This is a genomic window from Acinetobacter sichuanensis (assembly GCF_003024515.2).
GTDB lineage: Bacteria > Pseudomonadota > Gammaproteobacteria > Pseudomonadales > Moraxellaceae > Acinetobacter > Acinetobacter sichuanensis.
Genome location: NZ_PYIX02000008.1, coordinates 69,549 through 93,952 on the forward strand (window position 1 = coordinate 69,549; position 24,404 = coordinate 93,952).

Annotated in this window: 23 protein-coding genes and 4 tRNA genes; 19 read left to right on the forward strand and 8 right to left on the reverse strand. The window is 36.9% G+C overall.

Annotated features, from left to right (window positions below; translation table 11 throughout):
- Positions 1-158: 158 nt before the first annotated feature.
- The 6 genes from C9E89_RS07330 to C9E89_RS07350 all read left to right on the forward strand — a co-directional run bounded on the left by C9E89_RS07330 (position 159) and on the right by C9E89_RS07350 (position 5,724).
- Positions 159-416: an FAD assembly factor SdhE gene (locus C9E89_RS07330; protein ID WP_107007591.1), complete on the forward strand. Its 258-nt coding sequence runs from the start codon at positions 159-161 to the stop codon at positions 414-416.
- Positions 403-819 carry a protein YgfX gene (locus C9E89_RS07335; protein WP_147305713.1) on the forward strand — a complete coding sequence of 139 codons (417 nt, stop codon included), beginning with the start codon at positions 403-405 and terminating at the stop codon, positions 817-819. The genes C9E89_RS07330 and C9E89_RS07335 overlap by 14 nt, the downstream gene beginning before the upstream one ends.
- A gap of 203 nt (positions 820-1,022) precedes the next feature.
- Positions 1,023-1,151: a hypothetical protein gene (locus C9E89_RS24020; RefSeq protein ID WP_265935921.1), complete on the forward strand. Its 129-nt coding sequence runs from the start codon at positions 1,023-1,025 to the stop codon at positions 1,149-1,151.
- Between the two features lie 217 nt (positions 1,152-1,368).
- Entirely contained in the window at positions 1,369-2,502 is a 1,134-nt protein-coding gene (locus tag C9E89_RS07340) for a hypothetical protein (RefSeq protein WP_107007593.1), read from the forward strand.
- 90 nt (positions 2,503-2,592) lie between these two features.
- Positions 2,593-3,180: a rhombosortase gene (rrtA, locus tag C9E89_RS07345; RefSeq protein ID WP_107007594.1), complete on the forward strand. Its 588-nt coding sequence runs from the start codon at positions 2,593-2,595 to the stop codon at positions 3,178-3,180.
- Between the two features lie 348 nt (positions 3,181-3,528).
- Positions 3,529-5,724: a TRAP transporter large permease subunit gene (locus C9E89_RS07350; RefSeq protein WP_107007595.1), complete on the forward strand. Its 2,196-nt coding sequence runs from the start codon at positions 3,529-3,531 to the stop codon at positions 5,722-5,724.
- A 296-nt stretch (positions 5,725-6,020) separates the two neighbouring features.
- Here the strand turns inward: C9E89_RS07350 and C9E89_RS07355 are convergent, their stop codons facing one another.
- From C9E89_RS07355 to rnr, 4 genes are all read right to left on the reverse strand, one after another.
- Entirely contained in the window at positions 6,021-6,452 is a 432-nt protein-coding gene (locus tag C9E89_RS07355; protein WP_107007596.1) for a hypothetical protein, read from the reverse strand.
- Between the two features lie 12 nt (positions 6,453-6,464).
- A complete protein-coding gene (locus C9E89_RS07360; RefSeq protein ID WP_171405094.1) occupies positions 6,465-6,674 on the reverse strand; it encodes a YheV family putative zinc ribbon protein in 210 nt (69 codons plus the stop codon).
- 40 nt (positions 6,675-6,714) lie between these two features.
- Positions 6,715-8,754, reverse strand: a complete 2,040-nt coding sequence (locus C9E89_RS07365; protein WP_107007598.1) for a M3 family metallopeptidase — start codon at positions 8,752-8,754, stop codon at positions 6,715-6,717.
- Between the two features lie 594 nt (positions 8,755-9,348).
- Complete coding sequence (rnr, locus tag C9E89_RS07375; protein ID WP_107007600.1) at positions 9,349-11,799, reverse strand: ribonuclease R; 2,451 nt, start codon at positions 11,797-11,799, stop codon at positions 9,349-9,351.
- 264 nt (positions 11,800-12,063) lie between these two features.
- On the opposite strand from rnr, the gene C9E89_RS07380 reads away from it, so the two are divergent.
- The 8 genes from C9E89_RS07380 (at position 12,064) to C9E89_RS07415 (ending at position 16,553) form a co-directional block, all read left to right on the forward strand.
- Positions 12,064-12,153 (forward strand) — tRNA-Ser (locus tag C9E89_RS07380).
- A 15-nt stretch (positions 12,154-12,168) separates the two neighbouring features.
- Positions 12,169-12,245: transfer RNA gene (locus C9E89_RS07385), tRNA-Arg, on the forward strand.
- A 51-nt stretch (positions 12,246-12,296) separates the two neighbouring features.
- Positions 12,297-12,373, forward strand: a tRNA-Arg gene (locus C9E89_RS07390).
- A 333-nt stretch (positions 12,374-12,706) separates the two neighbouring features.
- Complete coding sequence (locus C9E89_RS07395; RefSeq protein WP_213069630.1) at positions 12,707-13,366, forward strand: amino acid ABC transporter permease; 660 nt, start codon at positions 12,707-12,709, stop codon at positions 13,364-13,366.
- Positions 13,356-14,021, forward strand: a complete 666-nt coding sequence (locus C9E89_RS07400; RefSeq protein ID WP_107007601.1) for an amino acid ABC transporter permease — start codon at positions 13,356-13,358, stop codon at positions 14,019-14,021. Before C9E89_RS07395 ends, C9E89_RS07400 begins: the two co-directional genes overlap by 11 nt.
- Positions 14,022-14,030: 9 nt before the next feature.
- Entirely contained in the window at positions 14,031-14,762 is a 732-nt protein-coding gene (locus C9E89_RS07405) for an amino acid ABC transporter ATP-binding protein (RefSeq protein ID WP_107007602.1), read from the forward strand.
- A 16-nt stretch (positions 14,763-14,778) separates the two neighbouring features.
- The gene (locus C9E89_RS07410; protein ID WP_107007603.1) at positions 14,779-15,642 is read left to right on the forward strand and encodes a transporter substrate-binding domain-containing protein; all 864 of its coding nucleotides are present in this window, start codon (positions 14,779-14,781) and stop codon (positions 15,640-15,642) included.
- Positions 15,643-15,689: 47 nt separating this feature from the next.
- Positions 15,690-16,553, forward strand: a complete 864-nt coding sequence (locus C9E89_RS07415; protein ID WP_107007604.1) for a cysteine ABC transporter substrate-binding protein — start codon at positions 15,690-15,692, stop codon at positions 16,551-16,553.
- Between the two features lie 103 nt (positions 16,554-16,656).
- On the opposite strand, the gene C9E89_RS07420 is transcribed toward C9E89_RS07415, so the two are convergent.
- Positions 16,657-17,280, reverse strand: a complete 624-nt coding sequence (locus C9E89_RS07420) for a hypothetical protein (RefSeq protein WP_107007605.1) — start codon at positions 17,278-17,280, stop codon at positions 16,657-16,659.
- Between the two features lie 143 nt (positions 17,281-17,423).
- Between C9E89_RS07420 and C9E89_RS07425 the strand changes: the two genes are divergently transcribed.
- Positions 17,424-17,500 (forward strand) — tRNA-Arg (locus C9E89_RS07425).
- A 147-nt stretch (positions 17,501-17,647) separates the two neighbouring features.
- Complete coding sequence (locus tag C9E89_RS07430; protein ID WP_116746689.1) at positions 17,648-18,409, forward strand: hypothetical protein; 762 nt, start codon at positions 17,648-17,650, stop codon at positions 18,407-18,409.
- Here the strand turns inward: C9E89_RS07430 and C9E89_RS07435 are convergent.
- On the reverse strand, positions 18,406-18,972 hold the full coding sequence (locus tag C9E89_RS07435) for a hypothetical protein (protein WP_107007607.1): 567 nt from the start codon (positions 18,970-18,972) through the stop codon (positions 18,406-18,408). The two genes, C9E89_RS07430 and C9E89_RS07435, sit on opposite strands and share 4 nt — an antisense overlap.
- A 9-nt stretch (positions 18,973-18,981) precedes the next feature.
- On the reverse strand, positions 18,982-20,286 hold the full coding sequence (locus C9E89_RS07440) for a hypothetical protein (protein WP_107007608.1): 1,305 nt from the start codon (positions 20,284-20,286) through the stop codon (positions 18,982-18,984).
- A 177-nt stretch (positions 20,287-20,463) separates the two neighbouring features.
- On the opposite strand from C9E89_RS07440, the gene C9E89_RS07445 reads away from it, so the two are divergent.
- The 3 genes from C9E89_RS07445 to C9E89_RS07455 all read left to right on the forward strand — a co-directional run bounded on the left by C9E89_RS07445 (position 20,464) and on the right by C9E89_RS07455 (position 23,452).
- A complete protein-coding gene (locus C9E89_RS07445; RefSeq protein WP_107007609.1) occupies positions 20,464-20,964 on the forward strand; it encodes a YcxB family protein in 501 nt (166 codons plus the stop codon).
- A 44-nt stretch (positions 20,965-21,008) separates the two neighbouring features.
- Positions 21,009-21,647, forward strand: a complete 639-nt coding sequence (locus tag C9E89_RS07450; RefSeq protein ID WP_107007610.1) for a fumarylacetoacetate hydrolase family protein — start codon at positions 21,009-21,011, stop codon at positions 21,645-21,647.
- Positions 21,648-22,090: 443 nt separating this feature from the next.
- Positions 22,091-23,452 (forward strand): NAD(P)-binding domain-containing protein, encoded by a 1,362-nt coding sequence (locus tag C9E89_RS07455; RefSeq protein ID WP_107007611.1) that lies wholly within the window; start codon positions 22,091-22,093, stop codon positions 23,450-23,452.
- Between the two features lie 48 nt (positions 23,453-23,500).
- Here C9E89_RS07455 and C9E89_RS07460 read toward each other — a convergent pair whose 3' ends face one another.
- Entirely contained in the window at positions 23,501-24,322 is an 822-nt protein-coding gene (locus C9E89_RS07460) for an AraC family transcriptional regulator (protein WP_107007612.1), read from the reverse strand.
- Between the last annotated feature and the right edge of the window lie 82 nt (positions 24,323-24,404).

The following is a 24,404-nucleotide window of genomic DNA, read 5'->3' on the forward strand; positions in this document are numbered from 1 at the left end:
TTAATATTTATAAATTAAGTGAACATTCGTTTGATCTCAATGAGATGAATGCTCATTTGAACCAAATAAATGATGAATTTGGTCAATCTCTAGAAATACGCAAGTATTTTTTATGGAATAAGGTAAACTAAGAGAATCTGTCATTTTCGGGGAAATTCATGTTTGAGGAATTAACTTTAGAAGAACGTAAAGTGATTTATCGTGCGCGTCGTGGTTTAAAAGAAATCGATGTTTATTTTGATCCATACGTGAAACAATATTATTTACAAGCAGATCAAACTGAAAAGACATTATTTAAAGAGTTGGTCGATCAAGAAGATCCTGACTTATTAGATTGGTTTATGGAGGTTTCAGAGCCACCTAAGCCTGAATTAAGACAATTAATTTCTAAATTAAAACATTATGTCCACGGTTAATTTAACTAACTATACGTGTTTTAAGCTGAAACCTAGCCAATATCGGCAAGTGTTTCAGTTTTTTTGTGGGTTAATTATTACGATACTGATTTATCAAACGTTGTCTTTATGGTTGTGGTTGTTGTGCCTGATTGCGTTAGGTTTTTCATTATTTGTTTTTAATCAGCGTCCTTATGTTGAACAGTTTGAACAATTAGATAAGCAAATTTGGTCAATTAAATTTTATAAAAATCAAGATATTGAGCAATTTGAAATAATAAAAATGGTGGATCATATTTTTTATATTGTGGTTTATTATAAAACGACGCTAAAACAAAATAAGCCAAAAAATTTGGTACTTTGGCAAGATCAAATGAGTGTTAAAAGCTGGAAAATGTTAAAAACTCGCGCTAAGTTAGGTTGATTGTTAGACATTTTTTAATAATATAGACTTTAAATTTATTGTTATATCAATTGTTTATATTTATATTCATTGATATTTGAAAGTATTGTTAGACTAAAATCACATAAAAAACTTAAAAAGAGAAATTGTAGGACAATTATACCTATGGATTTTCACTTTTGCATGTAAATTAAACCTACCAACAGCAAGCGAAGGATTTCATCATGACTGAAGTTCAACAATGGTTGTTTCTAGTGGTCGCAATTGTTCTTGCGATTGTGGTAGGAAGACTAGGAACCGTGCTGAGGGAACAGATTGAGAAAAGAAAACTCAAAACTAATAAACTCTCCTGAGAGTTTACCGTTTAATAAGTAGCATGTGCTGAACCGTCGCAATGCTACTTTTTTTTGCCTAAAATTTGACTTTATGTATTATACGGTCAATCCATTTTATCTAAAAATATGGCACATTAAATCATTAAAATTAGAGCAATTACTCTTTTATTCAGGTAACGCATCTGATATTTTAAACAAAAAGGACATAAACACAATTATATAGAGGACAGGAAGTATGTCTAGAGTCCAAAAATTGGGTCAACTTATGGTGACTGCTGTTGTTGCCTCATCTGTTTTATCTGGCTGTTCCTATGTGGTTAAGTCAGGTGCAAACGTTGCTTTAGGTTTTAGTGAAAAACATATTGTTCCTCCTATTTTAGCAGGTGGCGATGCTGATATGGCTTGCCAGACAGGTAATGCATTAACACCAGCAATTATGGCAACGAAAGATATGGGTGCAGATCCAACTCGTATGGCTGTATTACTGTATTCAGCAGCAGGGATGTGTGCTGAAAATCGTGCTTTAGATGCAGAATTACGTTATTTACGTGCTTCTAAGGATGGCAAAGTTTCTGAAGCACAAGATGCACGTGTAGAACAAAAACGTTGGGCGGCATTAGCTGCACAGCGTCAATACACAGGTTATCAGTTGTTTGCAGAGCGTTGGCAAGCCAAATATAAATATACGTTGGGTGACTCTTGCCCAACGATGAAAAAAGATTTAGACCAAACCATCTATCTTTTGGGCATGCTCAGTGGTTTGCAAGCGATGACCAATGATATCAACTCAGGCGGTGCTGCCAATGTCCCTAAGGATATTGCAGCGATTGTTGAGCGTGGCATGGCATGTTTGGATAATAATAAATTCTGGGGTGCGCCAATGGCGACACGTGCTGTCATTTGGACATTATTGCCAGGTGCAGATGAGGGTAAACCCGACCCATACGTTACAATGAAACAGTCTATGCAAATTGGTGAGCAAAAGGGTGTACGCTTAGCACATGCTTTATATGCTGTTTCGGCACAAGCAAGTGGTGATGATGCTCGTATTCGTGAAGCATTACGAACTTATGCTGCCTCAAGAGAAGAAGATAAGCCTGTGAATCCTGAATTTAGACTCATTGATGCAATGGCAGGGCAAATGGTACAAGCCATTGCGGACCGTTATTGGACTGAAAATACAGGTGTCCGTGCTGCTGATGATGGCATGACCACCTTTTGGGATGATAAAGGCGCAACAGGAGATGATGAGTTATTTGAGGGGATTGGTGATCCTGCTGAAGGTGGAGATACTCCTTCAGCAACAGATACAACTGCTGCTCCAACAGAAACACCAGAAGAAACGCCAACGACTGAGGCTGCACCTTAAATATCAAAAAGTGAACACATCCTTTTCAATTTTTTATTTATTATCAAGAAAAGCTTCGGCTTTTCTTGTTTGTTTTAAGAGTAATGCAATATGAACGATTTACAATGGAAGAAACGGATTACTTTAATTGCAAGTTGTATTTGTATCTCTGCTTGTTTGCAAATTTTTCAGGCACAATTTATTTATTGGCGTTATTCATTTTTTAGTGAAATTTGGCGTTGGTGGACAGCACATTGGGTGCATGTGGGTTGGATTCATTTTTTACTTAATATTATCGCATTTGCCTGTTTTCCTTTTATTTTCCCTCATATCCAAAATAGATTTATTATTGTACTTTTACTTGTTTTAGCACCATTATGTAGCTTAACTTTTTATTATTTATATCCCAATATTGAAGCTTATGCAGGTTTATCAGGAATTTTGCATGGGTTGTATGTTGCAGCCGCCTTTTTTTATCTTAAATTTCGTAAAGAGCGTAATTTTGCTTTATTGGTATTGTTTCTAGTTATGGCAAAATTAGCATGGGAAAATACTTTTGGGCAAATAGGTACAGCACAGCTTATTGGGAGTCCTGTTTTGGTAGAAGCGCATTTAGTAGGTGCTTTTTGGGGCGCAATATGTGCAGTAATTTATTTAGGATATCAACAAATAGTTGAAACAAATCAAATTAAAGATTAAAAAAAAGAATTTGAAATGCTCATCATTTTGTAAGACAAGTGAGGAATTATTCTAAAGTAAAAAATAAAAAATATTTCTATAGATTATTAAGTTTAAAGTATTGTTTTTTATTTTAAAAATGTTTATGAATGCTGATAGACTGAATAAAAGAATGCACTTTTGTCGCTTTATACTTGACAAAAATGCGTGAAAAAAAATGTAACGCTGCCATTCTTTTCAATTGAAAAAGCATGCAGATTTGGAAGTGGAAATAAAAATAGGAAATGAGGGCTTTTGAGCAACTCATAGCTTATAAAAATATCAGTCTTATGAAAGATTTGTAAGATTATAGATAAAAATGGAATTATCATGAATGATAGTGCAGAAAAAAAATCAGGCTTAGGACTGATTAGTTACATATGGACAGAATGGATTTCAACTTTTTTAGTCCTACTCCTTCTCTTGTTAACACTCGTGATTGGTACAGGGGAAATGATTCATGGGCAGATGCTACGTATTGGTGAGCGTTTATATGGTGATGAAAAAATTGGAATGCAATATTCCTTTTTAAGGGCTGAACCAACAAAACCAACATGTGATCGTCATCCTAATATTGATGCTTTAGTGCAAGAACGCATGAAAGCTGAAGCAAGTGATCCTGATGCAAGTTTCTTTGGGGTAACGCCTGAAGCTGATGTTCGTCAGTCTTTTATGGCTGCACAAACAGAATGTGAGGAAAAATTTGCTTTTTATGATAAGTCGATGACACATTTGGAAAAACATCCATCTGCACGTACTTATCGTACCATGGAAACGGGATTTTTCTGGCTATTTAAGGTTGGAACTGAAAACCGTGTCTTAATTTTATTACTTATGGTGGTGATTTCTGCGATTACAGCATCGCTGAAAATGCATCATATTAGCTTACGTCCACCTACAACGAAACTTGACTTTAGAGTGTATTCTCTTGCAATGATCTTGGGTAATGGCTTGTTGTCTTACTCAGTCTGGAGTCAGTATCAATCTGTTATTAACTCAGGTGTAGAGTCAACTTATGAAACAATCTGGGGATATTGGTTGTGGATTATTCTCTTTGTGAGTTTGACGTTAATTAGCTTGTATCAACTGTTTTTTATTCCTAAAACAGCCAAAGAAGGCGGAAATATCGGACTTTCTCTGATTAGTATTCCTTTATATGCGTTTATGGCGATTTTAACAGGAATTGCATTTACCTTCTTTATGGACTATCCAATGGGGCAAGGTATTTATCTTGGTCAATTGGTTGAGTTTTCTGGAATTTTCCTAAACTTAGCATTGTTTATCTGGGCAGGTATGTTGTTAACCCAAACCAGAATTATGGATGTATTCCTTGCCATTTTACGCCCATGGAATCTTGCACCTGAAACTCTGACTTGGATTATCTTAATCGCTGCTGCAATTCCAACTGCATATACAGGTGCATCGGGGATTTTCGTTGTTGCTGCAGGTGCGATTATTTATCGTGAAGTGTGGAATTCTGGTGCTCGTCGTCAGTATGCTTTGGCTGTTTCGGCAATGTCTGGTTCACTAGGTGTTGTATTACGTCCATGTTTATTGGTGATTTTGATTTCAATGCTAGATAGTCGTCATGTTACATCTGACGAGTTATTTGATCATGGTATTTATGTTTTCTGGTTAACTGCGTTTATTTTCCTTGGGGTTTCTTTATACCTTGCTGAAGATAAATTCCGTATTAATTCACCGAAAGTTGCTGTACCTGGCATGATGAAAGCTTTAGTGCCAGTGATTCCTTATGTCATCATTACCGCGTTGGTTGTAGGGTTCTATAGCTACGGTTTAGATACACAAATGGACGAGTTTACTGCACCAGTAATTCTTCCAATTATGTTGTTGGCATATATTTTATTTGATAAGTACATGGGCGATCGTGTACCTGTTCCAGCATTTAATAGTGCTTTAGCACAAGAACATGCTAAAAACTCAGAGTACTTACGTACGCATAATACAGATGCTGAGCAAAAGCGTGGTTTTGGAAAATCAATTTGGTTTGCATCTTCTGAGAGTGTTGGGCATATCGGTGCTTTGATTATCCTAATGGCACTTTCAGCAAGTATGGGTGGTTTGATTGAGCGTAGCGAAATTGTGACAATGGTGCCTACACATCTAGGCAGTATTATGCTTTCTTTAGCATTCCTTGCAATTTTACTTGCATTAATTGGTATGACAACAGACCCATTTGGTGCGGTAATTTTGGTTGCTGCAACGATTGCACCAGTGGCTTATGAAAATGGAATTCATCCAATTCACTTCTGGATGATTGTATTGGTTGCTTTTGAATTTGGCTATGTTGCTCCACCAGTAGCGCTTAATCATCTCTTAACGAGGCTCTCGGTCGGTGATGAAGAAGTCGCCGCCGCCGATGCAGAGGCGAAAGAGAAATATACAAGTTTCTACTATCGCTATGAGCGTTGGATTTTACCAATCGTCGTATTATTTACGTCCTTAGTGCTCGTAACCTTTGTACCATATCTACTCAATATGTTTGATTGGTACGCCAATAAATAATGTAATCATGTAAATAAAAGAAGCGCCTTCGGGCGCTTTTTCTTTATTTAAAATTTATATGTTACTGCGTAACATCAGTTATTTATCAGTTGAGTAAGTTAAAAACTCCAAACCATTTTTCGTGTTTATAAGCTTTTGTATTGACCTCATACATGATTGATATTGATTAGGGATGCATTTGGTCAGAACTATAGATCAAATATAGATATTGAGTAGATATGAGATGATATTTTGAGAAATTTCAAATGAATAAAACCATCACCCAATCATGATTGGATGATGGTTTTATTTAAACATTAAGACTGTTTTTGCGCTGCGAGTTGCTGTTCTAAAAGTTTCAATTGTTCTTCTTTTAGTTTGATTAATTGATCTGCATCAGCGTGTTGTGATTCTAGCGATTGTTTTTGATCGTTTAATTGCTTTTCAATATCATCAAGTTTTGCAACTTCTTCTTTAGCCAAGCTTTCATTTTCAGAAACAGGCTCTTGTAAAATAGACTCATGCACCAGTTGTTGTTCTGTTGCTGTCGAAGCTGCGGACTGTTCTAAAGGTTGAGCCACAGGTGGTGCTGTAACTGGCGTTGGTTTTTGTTCTAAAGGCTTTTGAGCGGTCGCTTGTTCCTTGCTTGAACTGAGCCAAAATAACGCAGCAGCCAAAGCAACAATAACAATCAATCCCCCAGCAATAAACCACATTAATTTAGAATTATTTCTTGTATCTAATTGCATGTTTTATCCAATTTATTTTGCTGGACGAGGCTTAAATTGAATGACCCCAATTTCATCAGGTGTAGCTGGTTCTTCAGGCTCGTCCACATGAGTAGGGCGATTTTCAGAATAATCACACTCGATACATTCAATCCATTCAGCATCGTCAGTGGTGAGCATGACGATTCGATCCATCGCCTCACATCTTGGACATTTAGCACCCGCAATGAAACGACGTCTAATATTCATATACTCACCACATAATTAATTTTACATGCGTAGTTTAAGCGTTTTTAGAGGCATTCGTCCAACCTTGATGACGTAACAATGCATCAATTTTAGGCTCACGCCCACGGAAATTGATAAATGCATCAAGTGCAGTATCTTTTCCACCGACTGCCAAAATCGCCTGTCTAAATTCTGCACCTGTTTGAGTATTGAAAAAGCCTTCATTTTCAAAACGATCAAAGGCATCACTGGCTAATACTTCCGCCCATTTATAAGAATAATAGCCTGCTGCATAGCCACCTGCAAAAATATGACTAAAACCATTTTGGAAGCGGTTATAAGGTGTTGTCGCTAAAACAGCATATTTTTGGCGAATATCATCTAAAGTTGCTTGGATTTGTTCAGCATTTAATGCTGGTGTTAGTTTGTGAATGCTTAAGTCGAACAAGGCAAATTCGATTTGACGTAGCGTTTGCATACCTGACTGGAAGAAACGAGCATCAAGCAATGCTTTAAGTAAATCATTTGGCAAAGATGCTTTAGTTTCAATGTGCTCACTGATCAGCGCTAGACTTTCAGTATCCCAAGCCCAGAATTCCATAAATTGACTTGGTAGCTCGACGGCATCCCATGCCACGCCATGAGTCCCTGCAACAGAGATATTATCAACTTCAGTCAGCATGTGATGTAAACCATGTCCAAATTCATGGAACAGGGTAATCACTTCATCATGGGTTAACAGCGCAGGCTGATTGCCAACAGGAGGCGTAAAGTTTCCAACCATATAGCAAATTGGTTTTTGTAGACCATTTTCAGTTTGCATACGTGAGCGGAAACCACTCATCCAAGCACCACCACGTTTGCCATTGCGTGCATATAAGTCGAAGTAGAAGCCGCCAATCACAGTACCTTGATCTTCCAGTTCATAATAACGAGCGTCGCTATGCCAAAGTGGAGCTTCACGCTCAATCACCTGAATACCATATAAACGATTGACGATGCTGAATAAACCTTGAATGACTTTAGGTGCAGGAAAATAGGGTTTTAAGTCTTCCTGAGATAGATTGAATTGTTGAACTTTGAGTTTTTCTGAATAATAAGTGCTGTCCCACGGTTTCAGTTCATCAATACCATCTTGCTGGGCAATGGCTTTGAGTTCTTCAATTTCTTTCAATGCGGGCGTACGTGCATGTTCAGCCAAATCGACAAGGAATTGATTGACGGTGGCAACATCAGGTGCCATTTTTGAAGCCAATGAATATTCTGCATAATTATCAAAACCTAAAAGCTTTGCAAGTTCCTGACGCAAGCTTAGAATTTCGACCATAATCGGTGCATTGTCATATTGAGTATCTTGTGCCTGATCAGAGGCACGGGTGACATAAGCATGATAGAGTTCTTCACGTAGCGTGCGATCTTCGGCATAGGTCATAATTGCCAAGTACGATGGAAAATCCAATGTCGCAACAGGCTGATTTAGTTCACGTTGCTGACCATATTGCTTCAATAATTCAACACTGCTTTGTGGTAAGCCTTTGAGCTGATCTTCTGTTAATGGTTTGCCGTAAGCTTGGGTTGAATCCAGCACATGATTGGAAAAGTCAGATGACAGTTGTGAAAGTCGTGCTGAAATTTCTGCATAACGTTTTTTAGCTTCGCCTTCCAAGGCAACGCCTGACAGTTTAAAGTCTCGCAGAGCAAGTTTAATCGCACTTTGTTGCGCTACAGGCAAGTCAGTAAAAATCGCATTGTCATGTATATTTTGATAGGTCTGGAACAGGGGAGCATGCTGCCCTATTTGGGTCGAGTATTCACTTAAACTAGGTAAGAGTAGTTGATAGACATCGCGAGTTTCAGCGTTGTTCATCACGGCATTAAGATGTGACAAAATGCGCCATGATTCACTCAAATTATTTTCAAGCGTATCAATTTGTTCCAATAGCTGTAGTTGTTGCTGTATATTTTCAGGGACTTGTTGAAGTTCATTTAAAAAATTCTGCCCATTTTGAATGGCGGTTTCGATATTTTGTTTAAGCTGATCTAAAGTGGTTTGATCGAACTGGGGTACAGGCAAAGTCGCCTTTTCTAATGTCATGTCTTGTATGCCAAAAATATTGCTGAGTTATAAATAGATGTAGGGCTTTTGATGGGATAAATCAAGCTTTGACAATAAATTTAAACATGACTATTTAATCTGTTTGGTTTTGAGATTGAATTTGAAAGCATAAGTATATTTATTGCTATGGAGGTTAAGATTCAATTTTATTTTTTGTGTTGCTTTAATTGAAAAAATTAATCTGATTAAATTTTAATGAACATAGAAAACAGGAGCTATTGAATTTAAAATTTTATTGAGTAGTAGGTTTTTTGTCAGTTAATTGATATTTAATTCACAATGAAGGTTCCCTCTCCTTTTAAAGGAGAGGGCTAGGGTGAGGATTTGTTTGAAAAATTCCCCTCATCCTCTTGCGTAGCTTTGCTACTCATCCCAAAGGGAGAAGGGACTTTCAATATTAATTTGATGCTCGATTAATGGAAAAAATCAGTAATAAAAAGCTTTTCTGAAAAGCATTATTTAGTATGTATAGAGGCATTTCAAAGCAAATTAACTCTTCGAAATAGTTATTTATCTTAAATTGTAAGAGCGCCGAAGCGCTCTCATTTTGATTTAAAACTAAGGTCTTAAAAATCATTCATCTTTTGCCTTAGCATTAGACTTTTTCTTTTTAAGCTTAGTTTTCTTTTTTACTTTATCTTTAGCCTTTTGATCAGGCTTCGTTGCAGTATTTTTAGTAGGCTTTTTGCTGTAAGAGCTAGGTTTTCCTTTGGGTTTTTTCTTTCGAATGGGACGTTCTCCATCATCATTGGCATTCGAAGTGTCCGAGCTTGATTTAACTTTGGCTGGACGATCAGAAAAAACTTCTTCTTTTGCAGTTGCTTTGGCAACACGTGGCGCACGACTGCGAATGACACGACCTGCATGAGACAATTGTTGTAACAATTCAAAGTCAATTTTGCGCTCTTCCAGATTTACACCTGCAACTTTGATTTTTACTTCATCGCCCAAACCAAAGACTTGACCACGATTTTGTCCAACTAAAGTTTGGCTGGCTTGATCAAAGATAAAATAGTCATCACCTAAATGGCTGACATGCACCATGCCATCAACATACAAATCTTTGAGTGTTACAAATAAGCCAAACTCAGCAGTTGCACTGATCACACCCACAAATTCTTCACCTAAATGCTGTTGCATATAGTGACATTTCAGCCATGAGGTGACAGAACGAGAAGCTTCATCAGCACGACGTTCAGTCGCAGAGAAATGTTCACCTGCTTCATCTAACGCACCACCAGATAACGGTGAAGGTTTTTGTGCCAAATGCGCTTTGATTGCACGGTGTAACAACAAGTCAGGATAACGACGAATTGGTGAAGTGAAGTGCGTATAGGCATCATAAGCTAAGCCATAGTGCCCGACATTTTTTGCACCATAATACGCTTGCATCATTGAGCGTAATAACACTGCATGAATGCTTGGTGCATCAATACGGTCTTTGGTTGCTTCAATGACTTTTTGATAATCTTCCTGAGTCGGTTGATCTGGGAACGGTAAGCCCAACAATTTTACAAAGTCTTTGACTTTTTGAATACGTGAAAACTCAGGCGCTTCATGTACACGATAGAGCATCGGAATATCATTTTTTAAACAATATTCAGCGGCTGCCACGTTGGCAAGCAACATGCATTCTTCAATCAGTTTATGTGCCACATTGCGTGAACGAGGTAGAATCTCTTTAATACCACCCAACTCATCAAAAGTCATGTAGGTTTCTACAGTTTCAAATTCCATTGCATGACGTTCTGCACGTAAACCTTTCAGGGTTTCGTACAGTTGATAGAGCGTGTTTAATGACTTATGCACATCACGATTTTCAGGAACAGCTTTGCTGTCACCATCTATATATTGTGCAACTTGTGTATAGGTTAAACGTGCCTGAGAGTGCATTACTGATGGATAAAACTCAAACTTAGTCACACGACCTGCACGGCTCAAATTCAGATCACAGACCATACATAAACGATCTACATCTGGATTGAGTGAACATAAACCATTGGAAAGGGCTTCTGGCAACATCGGTAACACAAAATGCGGGAAGTAGACTGAAGTACCACGTTCCTGCGCTTCATCATCCAAAGGTTTGCCTGTACGGACATAGTGGCTGACATCGGCAATCGCAACCACAACACGATAGCCACCACCCGGACGTTTTTCAGCATAAACAGCATCATCAAAGTCACGGGCATCTTCACCATCAATGGTGACTAAAGGCAAATCACGTAAGTCAATGCGTCCTGCACGGTCTTTGGCTGTCGGTTCTTTAAAGCTTTCAGCTTCTTTAACGACTTCTTCTGGAAATTCATATGGCAAGCCATATTCTAAAATCGTTTGTGGAATAATAATTTCAGTATCGGCTTTGTCTGCCATCGACTGAATCACATGACCTGTTGCAAATTCATCACGTGTTGGGTAGTCATCAATTTCTACGCGTAACGCATCACCAACTTTGGCTTTGGCGTGTTCAATCAGTTCTTTTTCTAGTGTAATCGGTTGATGCGCGTTTGGATTAGCAGGTTGAATGAAGTATTCATTTTCAAACTCAGCCACTTTACCAATCAGTTGCTTGACGCGGCGTTGCGTAATTTCAGTAATATAACCCCAAGCTTTACCTTTACGGTCAACGGAGGTTTGTTGTACTTTGACGCGGTCGCCGTGGAAGACTTGGCGTAACTCACGCTCAGGTAGTAAAAGCTCATCTTTTTTACCATCTAGGCTTGCGACCCCTAGACCTTTGGCATTGATGTAAACTGTGGCATCTAAAATCGGTTGATCTGCCATGAGCTGATATTTAAAACCATCTTTCATCAATTGCCCATCTCGAACCATCGCACTTAAACGATGGCTGAGCGCATCTATACTTTTTTGATCAGCAATTTCAAATAACTCGACTAAGTCAGCATGTGACAGGGCTTCTTTTTTTTGTTCAATGATTTCTAAGATCAGTGTACGACTTGGGATAGGATTTTCATAACGTTCGGCTTCAGCTTTTGCTTCAGGATCGACCCAATTTTTCATCATGTATTTGGTTTCTAGTCAGAAGATAGGATTAGCATAAAACATACAGTGGCAGACTGCACGTAATTGATTGCAATAATGTGTTTTAAATTTCAGTTTGTAGGAAAAGATCAGATTTTTTTGATTTAAGTTTTTATTTTTTGAGTAAAAAAACAACAAAATAAGGGAAATTGTTTAAAAAATATGTAATCGAGCAAAAAAATATAATTTTTTTAAGCAGATCACTTGCTGAATTAGGTTTTAGTTTGTATTATGGCGGCTCGTTACGGTGAGATGGGTGAGTGGCTGAAACCACATCCCTGCTAAGGATGCATACGGGTAACTGTATCGAGGGTTCGAATCCCTCTCTCACCGCCAACGAATACTTATGATGCGCTCATAGCTCAGCTGGATAGAGCACTTGGCTACGAACTAAGGGGTCGGGAGTTCGAATCTCTCTGAGCGCACCAATTTAAATAAGTATTCAAAAAGTGACGAAGCCTTTTTAGGCAATCAGGTACGCGCTCATAGCTCAGCTGGATAGAGCACTTGGCTACGAACTAAGGGGTCGGGAGTTCGAATCTCTCTGAGCGCACCAACTTGAACATCGACAGATGTAAAATTGACAATTAACCGCACATGTTGCGGTTTTTTTGTGTCTGTGATTTTATCAAAATAATAATTTATTAAATAAGTTAAATCAAAAAATACAAATTTAGCATGTCCTTAAAATCAAAATGAATAAAATTTTATACCGTGATTTTATATTTTGTATTTCTACGTTTTTATTTTTGACCATTTTTATTCTTCATTTTTTTAGAAATACTTATGTCATAAAGATATTTTTTAATAAAAGTTAAAAAAAGTAAGATGTTTAAAATATCAGTTGCTGATCAGCACGATGAAAATAACATAACTTGGATGACTTTTTTTGAATTGGCAATATATCTACAGTGTGATGCCTCAGTTTGTTTCAGCAACTTTGACCACATTAAAAATCTCGCTCATTAGCATTTTACTTGCAATTATCGTGGGTTTAGTTTGCAGTATTTTGATCACTTATCATGTTCGTGTATTCGGCAAAATTGCCAAAATTTATATTGAACTATCACGTAATACGCCTTTATTGATCCAACTGTTTTTTCTCTATTACGGCTTACCAAAACTCGGCATTAAAATTGATGGATTTAGCTGTGGCGTTATTGGCTTAACTTTCTTAGGTGGAAGTTATATGGCAGAAGCTTTTCGAGCAGGTTTACAAGCTGTTGCCAAAGGGCAAATTGACTCTGGTGAAAGTATTGGATTGAATCCCTTACAAGTTTTTCAATATGTCATCTTCCCTCAAGCTTTGGCGGTTTCAATTCCTGCCATTGGGGCGAATTGTCTATTCCTCATCAAAGAAAGTTCAGTAGTGAGCGCAATTGCTGTAGTTGAATTGCTATTCCTGACCAAAGACCTGATTGGTATGGACTATAAAACCACAGAAGCCTTGTTTTTATTGGTACTGTCTTACCTGATTATTTTATTGCCTGTCTCCATCCTCACCAGTTATTTGGAATATCGCAGTCGGAAGGTGAGTCATGGAATTTAATTATTTATTTCAAGCTGATCATTTACAAAGACTTTTTTTCGGGCTTTGGGTCACTGCGAAAATAGCTTTTATTTCAGTCTTTTTCTCTGCAATTTTTGGCACGATTTTCGGTGTCATCATGACCTCAAAAAATCTTCTGATCAAAAGTATTTGCCGACTGTATTTGGAAGTGATTCGTATCATTCCAATTTTGGTTTTTCTATTTGTTTTCTATTTTGGATTTGCCACTTGGTTTAACTGGCAACTTTCAGCAGTATTGGTGTGTATCGTGGTTTTTGTCTTGTGGGGCACTGCGGAAATGGGTGACCTTGTTCGTGCAGCGATTACTTCCATCGACAAACATCAGCGTGATTCAGCCTATGCATTGGGGCTAAGTCCAATTCAAACGTTGGTTTACGTTATTTTCCCGCAAAGCCTAAAACGTGTCACACCCGGTGCGATTAATTTATTCACAAGGATGGTCAAAACCAGTTCTTTGGCGGTGCTGATTGGTGTGGTGGAAGTGATCAAAGTCGGGCAACAAATTATTGAAAATTCACTTTTAATTGTCCCGAATGCCTCGCTGTGGATCTATGGTTTGATCTTTATTTTGTATTTCATTATTTGCTATCCCTTGTCACGTTTAGCGACTCATTTAGAAAAAGTATGGGAGTAACAGTTCACTATGGCTTTGTTATCTATACAACATTTACAGAAATCATTTGCAGAAAGTCATATTTTACAAGGTATCGATTTGGACGTAGAACAGGGTGAGGTAGTGGTGATTCTTGGTCCTTCAGGATGTGGGAAAAGTACATTATTACGCTGTGTGAATGGTTTGGAAAAAATCCAAGCAGGTTCGATTCATTTAGCAGGTTCTGGTGTTTTAGGTAAAGATTTACCGTGGGTCGATGTGCGTCAAAAAATCGGTATGGTATTTCAAAACTATGAGCTTTTTGGACATATGAATGTGATTGATAATATTTTATTGGGTCCGCTCAAAGTCCAAAAAAGAACACGTGCTGAAGCAGAAAAAGTTGCAGATGAATTGCTAAAACGCGTGGGTTTGTATGACCGCAAAAAAGATTATCCACGCCAGTTATCAGGCGGACAAAAGCAACGAATTGCCATTGTTCGTTCATTGGTGATGCAACCGCAAGTGATTCTTTTAGATGAAATTACTGCGGCTTTAGATCCTGAAATGGTACGTGAAGTTTTAGATGTAGTTTTAAAGTTGGCAAATGAGGGAATGACCATGTTGATCGTCACACATGAAATGTCCTTTGCTCGAAAAGTCGCAGATCGAATTATTTTCATGGATCAAGGCAAAATTATTGAACAAGCCACGCCTGAACAGTTTTTTGAGCATCCACAAACTGAACGAGCAAAAGCTTTTTTAAATATGTTGAATTATTAAAATAGAAGGTCAAAAAATGGCTGTATTAAAAAATATGGGTATTTGGACAAGTGCAGTTTTGATCAGCAGTACATTAGTCGCATGTCAAAAACCAACGAATCAATCAACAGCAGACCATGCCAAAGAAGATCAATCTTTAACGCAAGTGAAAAAGAATGGTGTATTTCGGGTTGCAGTTTTTGCCGACAATCCACCCTTTGGTTATGTGGATAGTGCAGGCAAGCCACAAGGTTTTGATGTGGTTTTGGCAAAACGAGTCACCAAAGATTTGTTAGGTGATGAGTCTAAAGTTGAATTTGTTGTAACCGAAGCAGCCAATCGTGTGGAATTTCTAAAATCAGGTAAAGCGGATGCGGTATTTGCAAGTTTTTCAGTCACGCCTGAACGTAAAGAAGTGGTTGATTTTGCACAGCCTTATTTAAAAGCAGCTTTGGGTATCGTTTCACCAAAAGCCAAAACCGTGACTGATATTCATCAGCTTGAAGGTAAAACCTTGATTGTGAATAAAGGTTCAACGTCAGATATTTATTTCACTAAAAATTATCCAAAAATTAATTTGCTCAAGTTTGAACAAAATACCGATGCTTTCAATGCCTTGAAAGATGGTCGTGGTGATGCAATTTCCCAAGACAGCACCTATGCCTTGGCTTGGGCAGCAGAAAACCCAACATTTAGCGCAGGAATTCAACAAATTGGCAATGAAGATTTTATTGCACCTGCGGTGAAAAAGGGTAATACCCAACTTTTAAATTGGCTAAATACTGAAATTTCAACACTACAAAAAACAGGTGAAATTCAGAAAATTTATGATCAAACCTTGAAGCCTGTTTATGGTAATACCGTGGATTCAAAAGTTTTCTTAGATGTCACTGCGAAATAATAATCAATGTAAATTTTTAAATATCAAATAGATCAGAGGAAAATTAAATGCATATCTCCATCAAAAATGTCACCCAATTATTAGCCGCATCTGTGCTGAGTTTAGGGCTTGTAGCGTGTAATAAAAATTCGGGAACACCTGAAAAAACCGCTGCACCTGAGAATGCTGTTTCCAGTATCGAACAAATTAAGAAAAATGGTGTGGTGCGCATCGGGGTATTTAGTGATAAACCGCCATTTGGCTATTTAGATGCGCAAGGAAAAAATCAAGGCTTCGATGTGGAAATTGCCAAGCATGTGGCAAAAGACTTACTCGGTGATGAAAATAAAGTCCAATTTGTTCTCACTGAAGCTGCAAACCGCGTTGAGTATTTAAAAGCAGATAAAGTCGACATTATTTTTGCAAACTTCACGGTTACACCTGAACGTAAAGAAGTTGTTGATTTTGCTAAGCCTTATTTAAAAGTTTCTTTGGGTGTTGTTTCACCTAAAGCAAAACCAATTACAGATTTGGCACAACTTAAAGGGCAAACTGTGCTGGTCAATAAAGGCACAACTGCAGATTCATTTTTAACGAAATCTCATCCTGAAATTAAGCTGCAAAAATATGAGCAAAATACCGAAACTTTTGATGCCTTAAAAGATGGTCGTGGCGTGGCTTTGGCACATGACAATTTATTGGTTTTGGCTTGGGCGAAAGAAAATCCAAACTATACGGTTGGTATCACCAGTTTGGGTCAACATGATTTGATTGCGCCTGCGGTGAAAAAGGGCAATAAAGAACTTTTGGATTGGTTAAATCAAGATTTGGACAAACTATCGAAAGAAGGTGTAATTCAACAGGCATATGAAAAAACCTTAAAACCTGTTTATGGTGATACGATTAATCCTAAGGATTTATTAGTGGAATAATTTTGAACTGCTTTCTAATCAAAAGAGCCATATAAATTGGATTATATGGCTCTTGAAAGTGTTGATTCGATATTTATTACTACAGATACAAATGATTTGAGTGTTAAATTAAGGTCTGAAAACTGTATATGAATAACCCAAATATATTAATAAATAATCCTAAAATGCTGGCATTTCTTAAAAAATTAATTAAGTCTTTATCTCGGTAGATTAGTGTAATTAAGACTAAAAAGCATAATATTGAAAAAGTTAATGATGCGAGTGATATTTTAAATTGATGCTTGATTTTTGCTTCTGAATTTGCGGGAGTATATGTGTAGATAAAAGTTTGTTGTTGCTGATTTTGATCTAAGTAGCTAATTTTTCTTAATCTCAAAGTGAATCGATAATTAGGTAGTCGACCAAGATCCATAGAGAAGCTTTTGATACTGATTTGATTATTTAAAATATAATTGCACAATTCAAATAATTTTGAATCACAATACATTTCAAAAGTTTGTAAGTCTGGAAGAACCTTTTCGATCTTAAGTTTGTCTTCTTTTTTTAGTTGTTGCACAGCGTAAGGATGATCATCAGTATTTAATTGAATAACTGTCCATTCTGATTTTGATAATATTTTGTATTCTGATAAAGTCAAATAAGTCATATAATTAATGACTGAAATAAAAGTTAATGCTAATAAAAATTTACCTAATAATAATTTTAATGGAGATGGAGGGTTATACATATTTCTCGTTTTTTATATACGTTGTATGAATAAACAACAGTATATCTATTTATCGTTTAAAAGCTAAACACTCGGTTGAGAAATCTATAAAAAAGTCTTTTCAATAATGTGAAAAAGCGTATAATGCGTCCCATCAAGACGTCGCGCTCATAGCTCAGCTGGATAGAGCACTTGGCTACGAACTAAGGGGTCGGGAGTTCGAATCTCTCTGAGCGCACCAACTTGATAAAATATAGAAAGAAGCCGCTTAATTGCGGTTTTTTTGTGTCTAAAAAATAGCAATAACATTTTTACTATAGTTTTAAAACATGATTTGTTCTATTGGTAAATAATAAATTTAAAAATGATCTTAACGATGAAAAAAAGAATGAAAATAATGGCAATAAGTAGTTTAGTTTTGGCGTTATCTGGCTGTGCAACAGCAGTGCTTTGGGAGAATACAGATAAAGGTTATATCTCATTTGGTAAAGTTGTTGATACCACTAAAAGCGTAAAAGTCGTTGAAACTGATCATATTTTAGGTTTTGCCCAAGTGAATAATACAAAAACTGCATCAAAAAAATTGGTGATTGTGGGGCAGAAATATGCATATTTAATGAAAGATGAGAGTGAAAGTGCTTTTCAGATTTTGGATTCTTCTCTAGATGTTAAACATATACGTTTATATGAACCAAAAGCACAAAAATATCATTTGGATTTTAACTTGTTGAATAATAATGTTAAATCCTTAAAAGATGGTGTGGGTTTTCAAACAAAAATTCATTTGTTATATGATAAAAATAAATTTGAATTAAGCTTAGAAGAACAAAATACTTTGCAGCGTTTAGGGTTTAGTGAAGAAAATTTTGCACAAAATAATGCTCAACAAGATATTCGTTATGTCAAAGTTATGGAGATGCAAGGAAAAGTTTTAGGTCTAAATGATGAGCTAAGAAGCCTTAAATTTCAGTCTTTTAGTCAGGCTTATTCAATCAATATTTATGCAAATTATGTAGATAAAGATGTCGATTTTAAAACACTATTCAAGAAAATTGCGCTGACACCTGTTGCTCTTGTTGGTGATTTAGTGGTGATTCCAATAGGTGTTGTGATTGTAGGGGCGGGTTCGGCATTGGGTGTGATTTCTTAATTTGGCTCACTACTGCTTAAGCTTTCAGGAGGATGAAATTGTTTTGCTTGCGCAAGTTGAGAAATATCCATCTGAATATGATCAGAAATTATAACACTGCGTCCAAACATTCGCCCAAAGACAACTCGGCATGAGAGTTGTTGAGGCAATGTTTTTAATTGTTTAAATTCATTAATACATTCAAGTTTTGAAGCATCATTTTCAGGACAGATTGTAAATGAAACATCATATTTATAGTGATTATTGTCATAAATAATCGGCTCATACTCGGAGTCATTGGCAGAAATAAATCCTGCCACTTCAAACTGATCATTTATTGGACATTTAAAGTGAGCATAATGAAACCGATATTCATCATAAATTTTGTGTAATGGTGTTTTACTCAATGCAGTGGTGTTAAAGAGTAGATAACCACGCCGATTTAATTCGGGAATAGATTCAGATTCGATATAAGTATATTGCGGTTCAAGTGTAAGAGGGACTTGATATTCAGGCATTTTTTCACAAGACATTAAGAGAAAAACGGAAATGGCAACGAAATAACGTGAGCGTCCCTGTAACATTTAACTTTCCTAAGATTTGCTTTGAGCTTTAACTTTTTGGGTAAATACAGCATTTCCGCCGACTGCGGGCAACATATCATGATAGGGCAAGCTACGAGCCGCTCTGAGTAAAAAAGGTGCTTTTTCATCAACTTTTACAGCAGTTGTAACGCGCATTAATGTGCCTGTTTGCTGTGAGTTTAGTTGAATTTGCCCTTTTAGATAACGTAAATCTCCCCCATTTGCAAAGAAATTATTTTGATTTTCTTGTGGAAAACTAAAATGCATTTTGAAGTCAAAAGGAATACTCACAACACCTAAGCCTATACTGACTTTGATCTCTGCATCTTGACCTTGTGCTGTTAGTGCAGACGTGGTTATTTTCTTAATTTGGCGTGGAAAAACACTTTGATAAGATGGAGGTTGTAGCCATTTTTGCAGTTGTTGTGGTGGCTCTTTAAAAGCTTGATATGTGGTGGTAAAACGTAATGTTTCTCGCCCATGCGTATAGGGCACAGTACTTGGCAGGTTTAAAATACTCACAGGTTGCCCAGTACTTTCGCTGAGGTCATCAATTTTTTGTAGTTGTGCTGTCGAAAACTTAGGCTCAGGGAGTTGCCCTGCATTGAGATTAATCACATTTTTAATACCAAAACGTTGTCTTAATGATTCTAAAACAAAAGCACCTGTACCTGTCGGTATACCTAATTTTGCTTCAGGAATTGCATTTAAAATCTGTTTAAATAAAAAACCTTTAGGCTGATTGGTGTCTCCCCATTGAGTTAATGTCACAAGTGTTTTTTTATCGCCTAAACTAAACCATTCTAATTTGCCGACTGCATAAGGCAAAGGCGCATCAATGACAATCGTGGAAATACTATTTGTTGTCACCTGATGTTGCATCACAATATTTTCATTAAAATTAAGCACAGGAATGGGTGTCGGAATTGAAACTCGATATTGCATTTGGCTAATATTGCCTTTTTGTTCTAATAATTTGGCAGATTTTAAAGTTGGGAATAATCCAACATATTGATTGTAATTAATCAATGTTTTTGCAACGTCTTGACTGCTAACAGGAAGGATAATCGCAGAAGACATAAAGCGAGCCGTAGGGGTAGGGTTGGCTTGTAAAGTTGGTAAATTGGTTTTTATGGCAACTTGTGGATAGATAAAAATATGATCTTGGACATAACTGGCTAATTGTTGAGGGTTATTTTGAAAAGGTTTTAAGCTGCTTGGAATGTTGTCTGTCCATGTCACAATTTCAGCAAAACTTAATTGACTGACACCAAAGCAAATGAGCGCATATGCAGTGTTATACATTAATTTCATCATCATTCCTTTGTTTTATTGATTCAATTTTTAATGATATGTTTTACATGAAAACGCATTATTTTTAATTGACCTAAATTAGAAATTATCAAAGTAAATTATCATGAAAACGTCAATCTACATCGAATTTCTAGTGTACTATTTGACATCTTGGATATGAATTGTGTTGAAGTGACTATGTCAGACAGTAAGCCTGCACTTTCTTTGCGGTATTATCTTAATTTAGAAGAATCTCAAGATGGTTTTAAACTCGCAACTTTAGGCAAAAAACAAATTTCACGTTTTTTAACGCCTTTAGTCAGTGTTGGGATCATTGCTTGGGGACTTTATTTAGGTATGGCAACGGTAGGACGTTACTATGTCTTTTTAGGTTTATTCTTTTTACTGTTACAAGGATTAATGCGTTATTGGTTTTTACCGATGATGTTTAAACGCCAATTTATTAAATATCAATTTGGTAAAAGTGAACAGGGAATTGAATTATTTCAGGATTATTTCGAGTTATTTAGCAGTGGTCGCCCCAAAAAAATGTTTCCTTATGCCGATGTGCAACATTTTATTGAAGGTAAATTGACTTATATGATTGAGTTAAAAAATCGTACTGTAATCATTGTGCCAAAACGAGCTTTTGAAAACTCAACTGACCAAACATTATTTGTTAATAGTTTTAAAAAATAATTCGACTTTTTCTAGATTAAAGTCATCGTTAAAAAGGGAAGATTATGAGTTCACGTCCATCAAAAATTGTCTGTGTCGGTCGTAGTTATGCAGATCATGCCAAAGAATTGGGAAATGCGATTCCAGATCGTCCTGTGTTATTTATCAAACCACCAAGTAGTTTGATTTCCTTGCAAGACGGTATTTCATGGAATACGGCTTTAGGCAGTTTGCATCATGAGTGTGAGTTTACTTTACGGATTGATCAGCCTTTAAAAGGTGAAACTGATCCTGAAAAAGCCTTACAAGCCATTGGTGCTGTGACGCTTGGGCTAGATTTAACTTTACGTGATTTGCAGGATGATCTAAAGAAAAAAGGTCAGCCGTGGGAACGTTCTAAAGCATTTGATGGTTCTTGTGTACTTGCAGACTGGGTGGATGTCAGTGAAGTTAAAGCGTGGGATGCGGTGACTTTTGACTTTAAAGTGAATGATCAGATTCGTCAAAAAGGTGATACTGCATTGTTATTGTTTAATATTGCACATTTGCTTTGTGATATTAGTCAGGCATTTAGTTTAGAAGCTGGTGATGTGGTAATGACAGGTACGCCAGCAGGTGTGAGCGCTTTGGCAGCAGGTGACCAATTGACCATGACTTTAAATGGTCAAAGTCAGGATTTTGTATGGAAAACCCATGTGAAATAAACTGTTTTATTTAGAGATTAAAGCATTAGATTTAAGCTTAAATAAATGGAAAAAAGCAGATGAGCTGAGGCTTGATCTGCTTTTTTTTACGATTGTTAAAAATAACTAATTGAAATATTTAGAAACTGTTGTAACAAATTATTATTCATTAAATTGATGGATATCGGTAAATAAAATCTATTTTTGTGATATGGTGTCTATTCTTTGTATGAGTTTTATTCTTATTTAGAGATATTTTGTTGGATAAACAATGTACTTGTCTCTAAGAACTCATATTCATTTGTCTCTGCATCCTAATTTAAAAGATGATGTTGATCTTGAAATTCAGATTCTATTTGTTCTTATTTTTTATCATAAAGATGATGCTTGTAGCATCTGAATGCTAGCTAAACTCGTAATTTTAGGAGCTTTTTCAAAGAACTCAAAAACTAATGGAGATAGCAATGACCCGAATTGCAATTATCGGAGCAGGTCCTAGTGGCATGGCTCAATTAAGAGCATTTCAATCAGCAAAGTCCAAAGGTCTACAAGTTCCAGAAATTGTATGTTTCGAAAAACAAAACGATTGGGGCGGACTATGGAATTACACTTGGCGTACAGGTGTAGATGAACATGGCGAAGCGGTACACGGAAGTATGTATCGTTATTTATGGTCTAATGGACCAAAAGAAGCATTGGAGTTCGCAGACTATACGTTTGATGAACATTTTAAAAAGCCAATCGCTTCATATCCTCCACGCGCGGTACTTTGGGACTATATCAAAGGACGTGTCGAAAAAGCAGGTGTTAAAGATCAAGTCAGGTTTAACACAGCAGTACATCATGTCGAGTTTAATGCTGATACTGGGCAGTTTACGGTACAGGTCTGCGATCATACAGAAAATCAGATTTATTCAGAACAATTTGACTATGTCATTGTCGCTTCTGGTCATTTTTCTACGCCAAAAGTGCCTGAGTATGAAGGTTTTAATATCTTTAATGGACGTATTTTACATGCACATGACTTTCGTGATGCCGTACAGTTCAAAGACAAAACGGTACTGATTGTTGGCAGTAGTTATTCTGCGGAAGATGTCGGTTCACAGTGTTATAAATATGGTGCGAAACAAATTTATAGCTGTTATCGCAGTCAACCCATGGGCTATAAATGGCCAACCAACTGGGCTGAAAAGCAACATTTACTCCGTGTAGATGAAAATACTGCTTATTTTGGTGATGGCAGTTCAGCCAAGGTCGATGCCATTATTTTATGTACAGGCTATTTGCATCATTTCCCATTTATGACTGAAGATTTAAAGTTAAAAACGCATAACTGTTTATATCCTGAATCTTTGTATCAGGGTGTCGTCTGGGAAAATAATCCTAAACTGTTCTATTTAGGCATGCAGGATCAGTGGTATACCTTCAATATGTTTGATGCGCAGGCATGGTATGTACGTGACATCATTCTTGGTCAAATTGAATTACCTGAGCAGGAAGAAATGCAAGCCCATTCACAAGCTTGGATTAAACGTGAAAGCAAAATTAAAAATTCTGAGCAGATGGTGAAATTTCAAGGCGAATACATTAAACAGCTCATTGCCGAGACAGATTATCCGAGTTTTAATATTGATGCTGTCAATGAAGTCTTTATGCAGTGGAAAAAGCATAAAAAAGACAACATTATGGGCTTTCGAGATAAAACCTATCGTTCAGTGATGACGGGGAAAATGTCTAAACCGCATCATACGCCGTGGTTATATGCTTTAGATGATTCTTTGGAAGCCTATTTGGACAGTGAAAATCGGGAACAACGTGTGATTTAAGCAAGTGCTTTGAATCAAACCAAAAAGACCTGTTGTTGCAGGTCTTTTTTATGGTTCAGACTTTAAGAGCTTTCGGAACTGATCAGGGGTGATTTTCATCCAGCGTTTAAACAACTCAATAAATGCAGAAGCATTGGCATAACCAAGATCCAAGGCAATATTTTCCACAGTTTGCCCTTCATTGAGCATGGTCATGGCTTTTAGGACTTTGAGACGTTGTCGCCATTCATTTAATGACATGGACAGTTGTTTCAGTGATAGGCGAGCCAAAGTGCGTTCAGTCATATTGACCTGTTGTGCAAGCGCTTGCAGTGTACTTTGATCCGCAGGATGTTGATGTAAATAATCCAAAAGCTTTTTTAAAACAGGATGATCACTATGTGGTAAATAACTGCCAATCCGCTCTGCATGATGTAACTGATCATGTAAAACCTGTAATAATCTTAAATATTCAGGGTCATTTTCATTGCTTTGTTGTTGATTGATTGGCTGCTGTTTTAAATGCAACAAAATGGCACTTACCAAGGGTGAAGATAAAAGAATACCTGCTTGTTGCGGTAGATGTTCACATAGCGATTCATGCACGTACAAAGTTGCATGCGAAACATGGGTGCGGTTTAAGCCACTGTGATGGACATGCGGTGGTAACCAAATACCATAAGGAGGCGGGGTAATATAGTTGATGTGGTCAATATTGACCTCCATAACCCCATTAAAAGCATAGATAAATTCGCCCCATGCATGCCCATGTACAGGATAAATCGAAAATGCAGGATCATCCCGAAAACTTAGCCATAAAGGTGCCTGAATTGCATCATTGGTTTTGAGTTGCAGACCTTGGTTTTGTTGTAATGTTATTTTTTTGCTCATGCAAAAGTGCCTGAATAAAAGGATTTGTTGTCTGTTTTAAAGTATATCCTATAAAAACGACAGAGTTATAGTGTCTTTTTTC

Coding starts and splice junctions, on each gene's coding strand:
- C9E89_RS07420 (WP_107007605.1), bottom strand. CDS start 17,280: ATGTATAACCCTCCATCTCCATTAAAATTATTATTAGGTAAATTTTTA.
- C9E89_RS07415 (WP_107007604.1), top strand. CDS start 15,690: ATGCATATCTCCATCAAAAATGTCACCCAATTATTAGCCGCATCTGTG.
- rnr (WP_107007600.1), bottom strand. CDS start 11,799: ATGATGAAAAATTGGGTCGATCCTGAAGCAAAAGCTGAAGCCGAACGT.
- C9E89_RS07455 (WP_107007611.1), top strand. CDS start 22,091: ATGACCCGAATTGCAATTATCGGAGCAGGTCCTAGTGGCATGGCTCAA.
- C9E89_RS07435 (WP_107007607.1), bottom strand. CDS start 18,972: ATGTTACAGGGACGCTCACGTTATTTCGTTGCCATTTCCGTTTTTCTC.
- C9E89_RS07405 (WP_107007602.1), top strand. CDS start 14,031: ATGGCTTTGTTATCTATACAACATTTACAGAAATCATTTGCAGAAAGT.
- C9E89_RS07355 (WP_107007596.1), bottom strand. CDS start 6,452: ATGCAATTAGATACAAGAAATAATTCTAAATTAATGTGGTTTATTGCT.
- C9E89_RS07335 (WP_147305713.1), top strand. CDS start 403: ATGTCCACGGTTAATTTAACTAACTATACGTGTTTTAAGCTGAAACCT.
- C9E89_RS24020 (WP_265935921.1), top strand. CDS start 1,023: ATGACTGAAGTTCAACAATGGTTGTTTCTAGTGGTCGCAATTGTTCTT.
- C9E89_RS07450 (WP_107007610.1), top strand. CDS start 21,009: ATGAGTTCACGTCCATCAAAAATTGTCTGTGTCGGTCGTAGTTATGCA.
- rrtA (WP_107007594.1), top strand. CDS start 2,593: ATGAACGATTTACAATGGAAGAAACGGATTACTTTAATTGCAAGTTGT.
- C9E89_RS07365 (WP_107007598.1), bottom strand. CDS start 8,754: ATGACATTAGAAAAGGCGACTTTGCCTGTACCCCAGTTCGATCAAACC.
- C9E89_RS07350 (WP_107007595.1), top strand. CDS start 3,529: ATGAATGATAGTGCAGAAAAAAAATCAGGCTTAGGACTGATTAGTTAC.
- C9E89_RS07440 (WP_107007608.1), bottom strand. CDS start 20,286: ATGAAATTAATGTATAACACTGCATATGCGCTCATTTGCTTTGGTGTC.
- C9E89_RS07400 (WP_107007601.1), top strand. CDS start 13,356: ATGGAATTTAATTATTTATTTCAAGCTGATCATTTACAAAGACTTTTT.
- C9E89_RS07460 (WP_107007612.1), bottom strand. CDS start 24,322: ATGAGCAAAAAAATAACATTACAACAAAACCAAGGTCTGCAACTCAAA.
- C9E89_RS07410 (WP_107007603.1), top strand. CDS start 14,779: ATGGCTGTATTAAAAAATATGGGTATTTGGACAAGTGCAGTTTTGATC.
- C9E89_RS07340 (WP_107007593.1), top strand. CDS start 1,369: ATGTCTAGAGTCCAAAAATTGGGTCAACTTATGGTGACTGCTGTTGTT.
- C9E89_RS07445 (WP_107007609.1), top strand. CDS start 20,464: ATGTCAGACAGTAAGCCTGCACTTTCTTTGCGGTATTATCTTAATTTA.
- C9E89_RS07330 (WP_107007591.1), top strand. CDS start 159: ATGTTTGAGGAATTAACTTTAGAAGAACGTAAAGTGATTTATCGTGCG.
- C9E89_RS07430 (WP_116746689.1), top strand. CDS start 17,648: ATGAAAATAATGGCAATAAGTAGTTTAGTTTTGGCGTTATCTGGCTGT.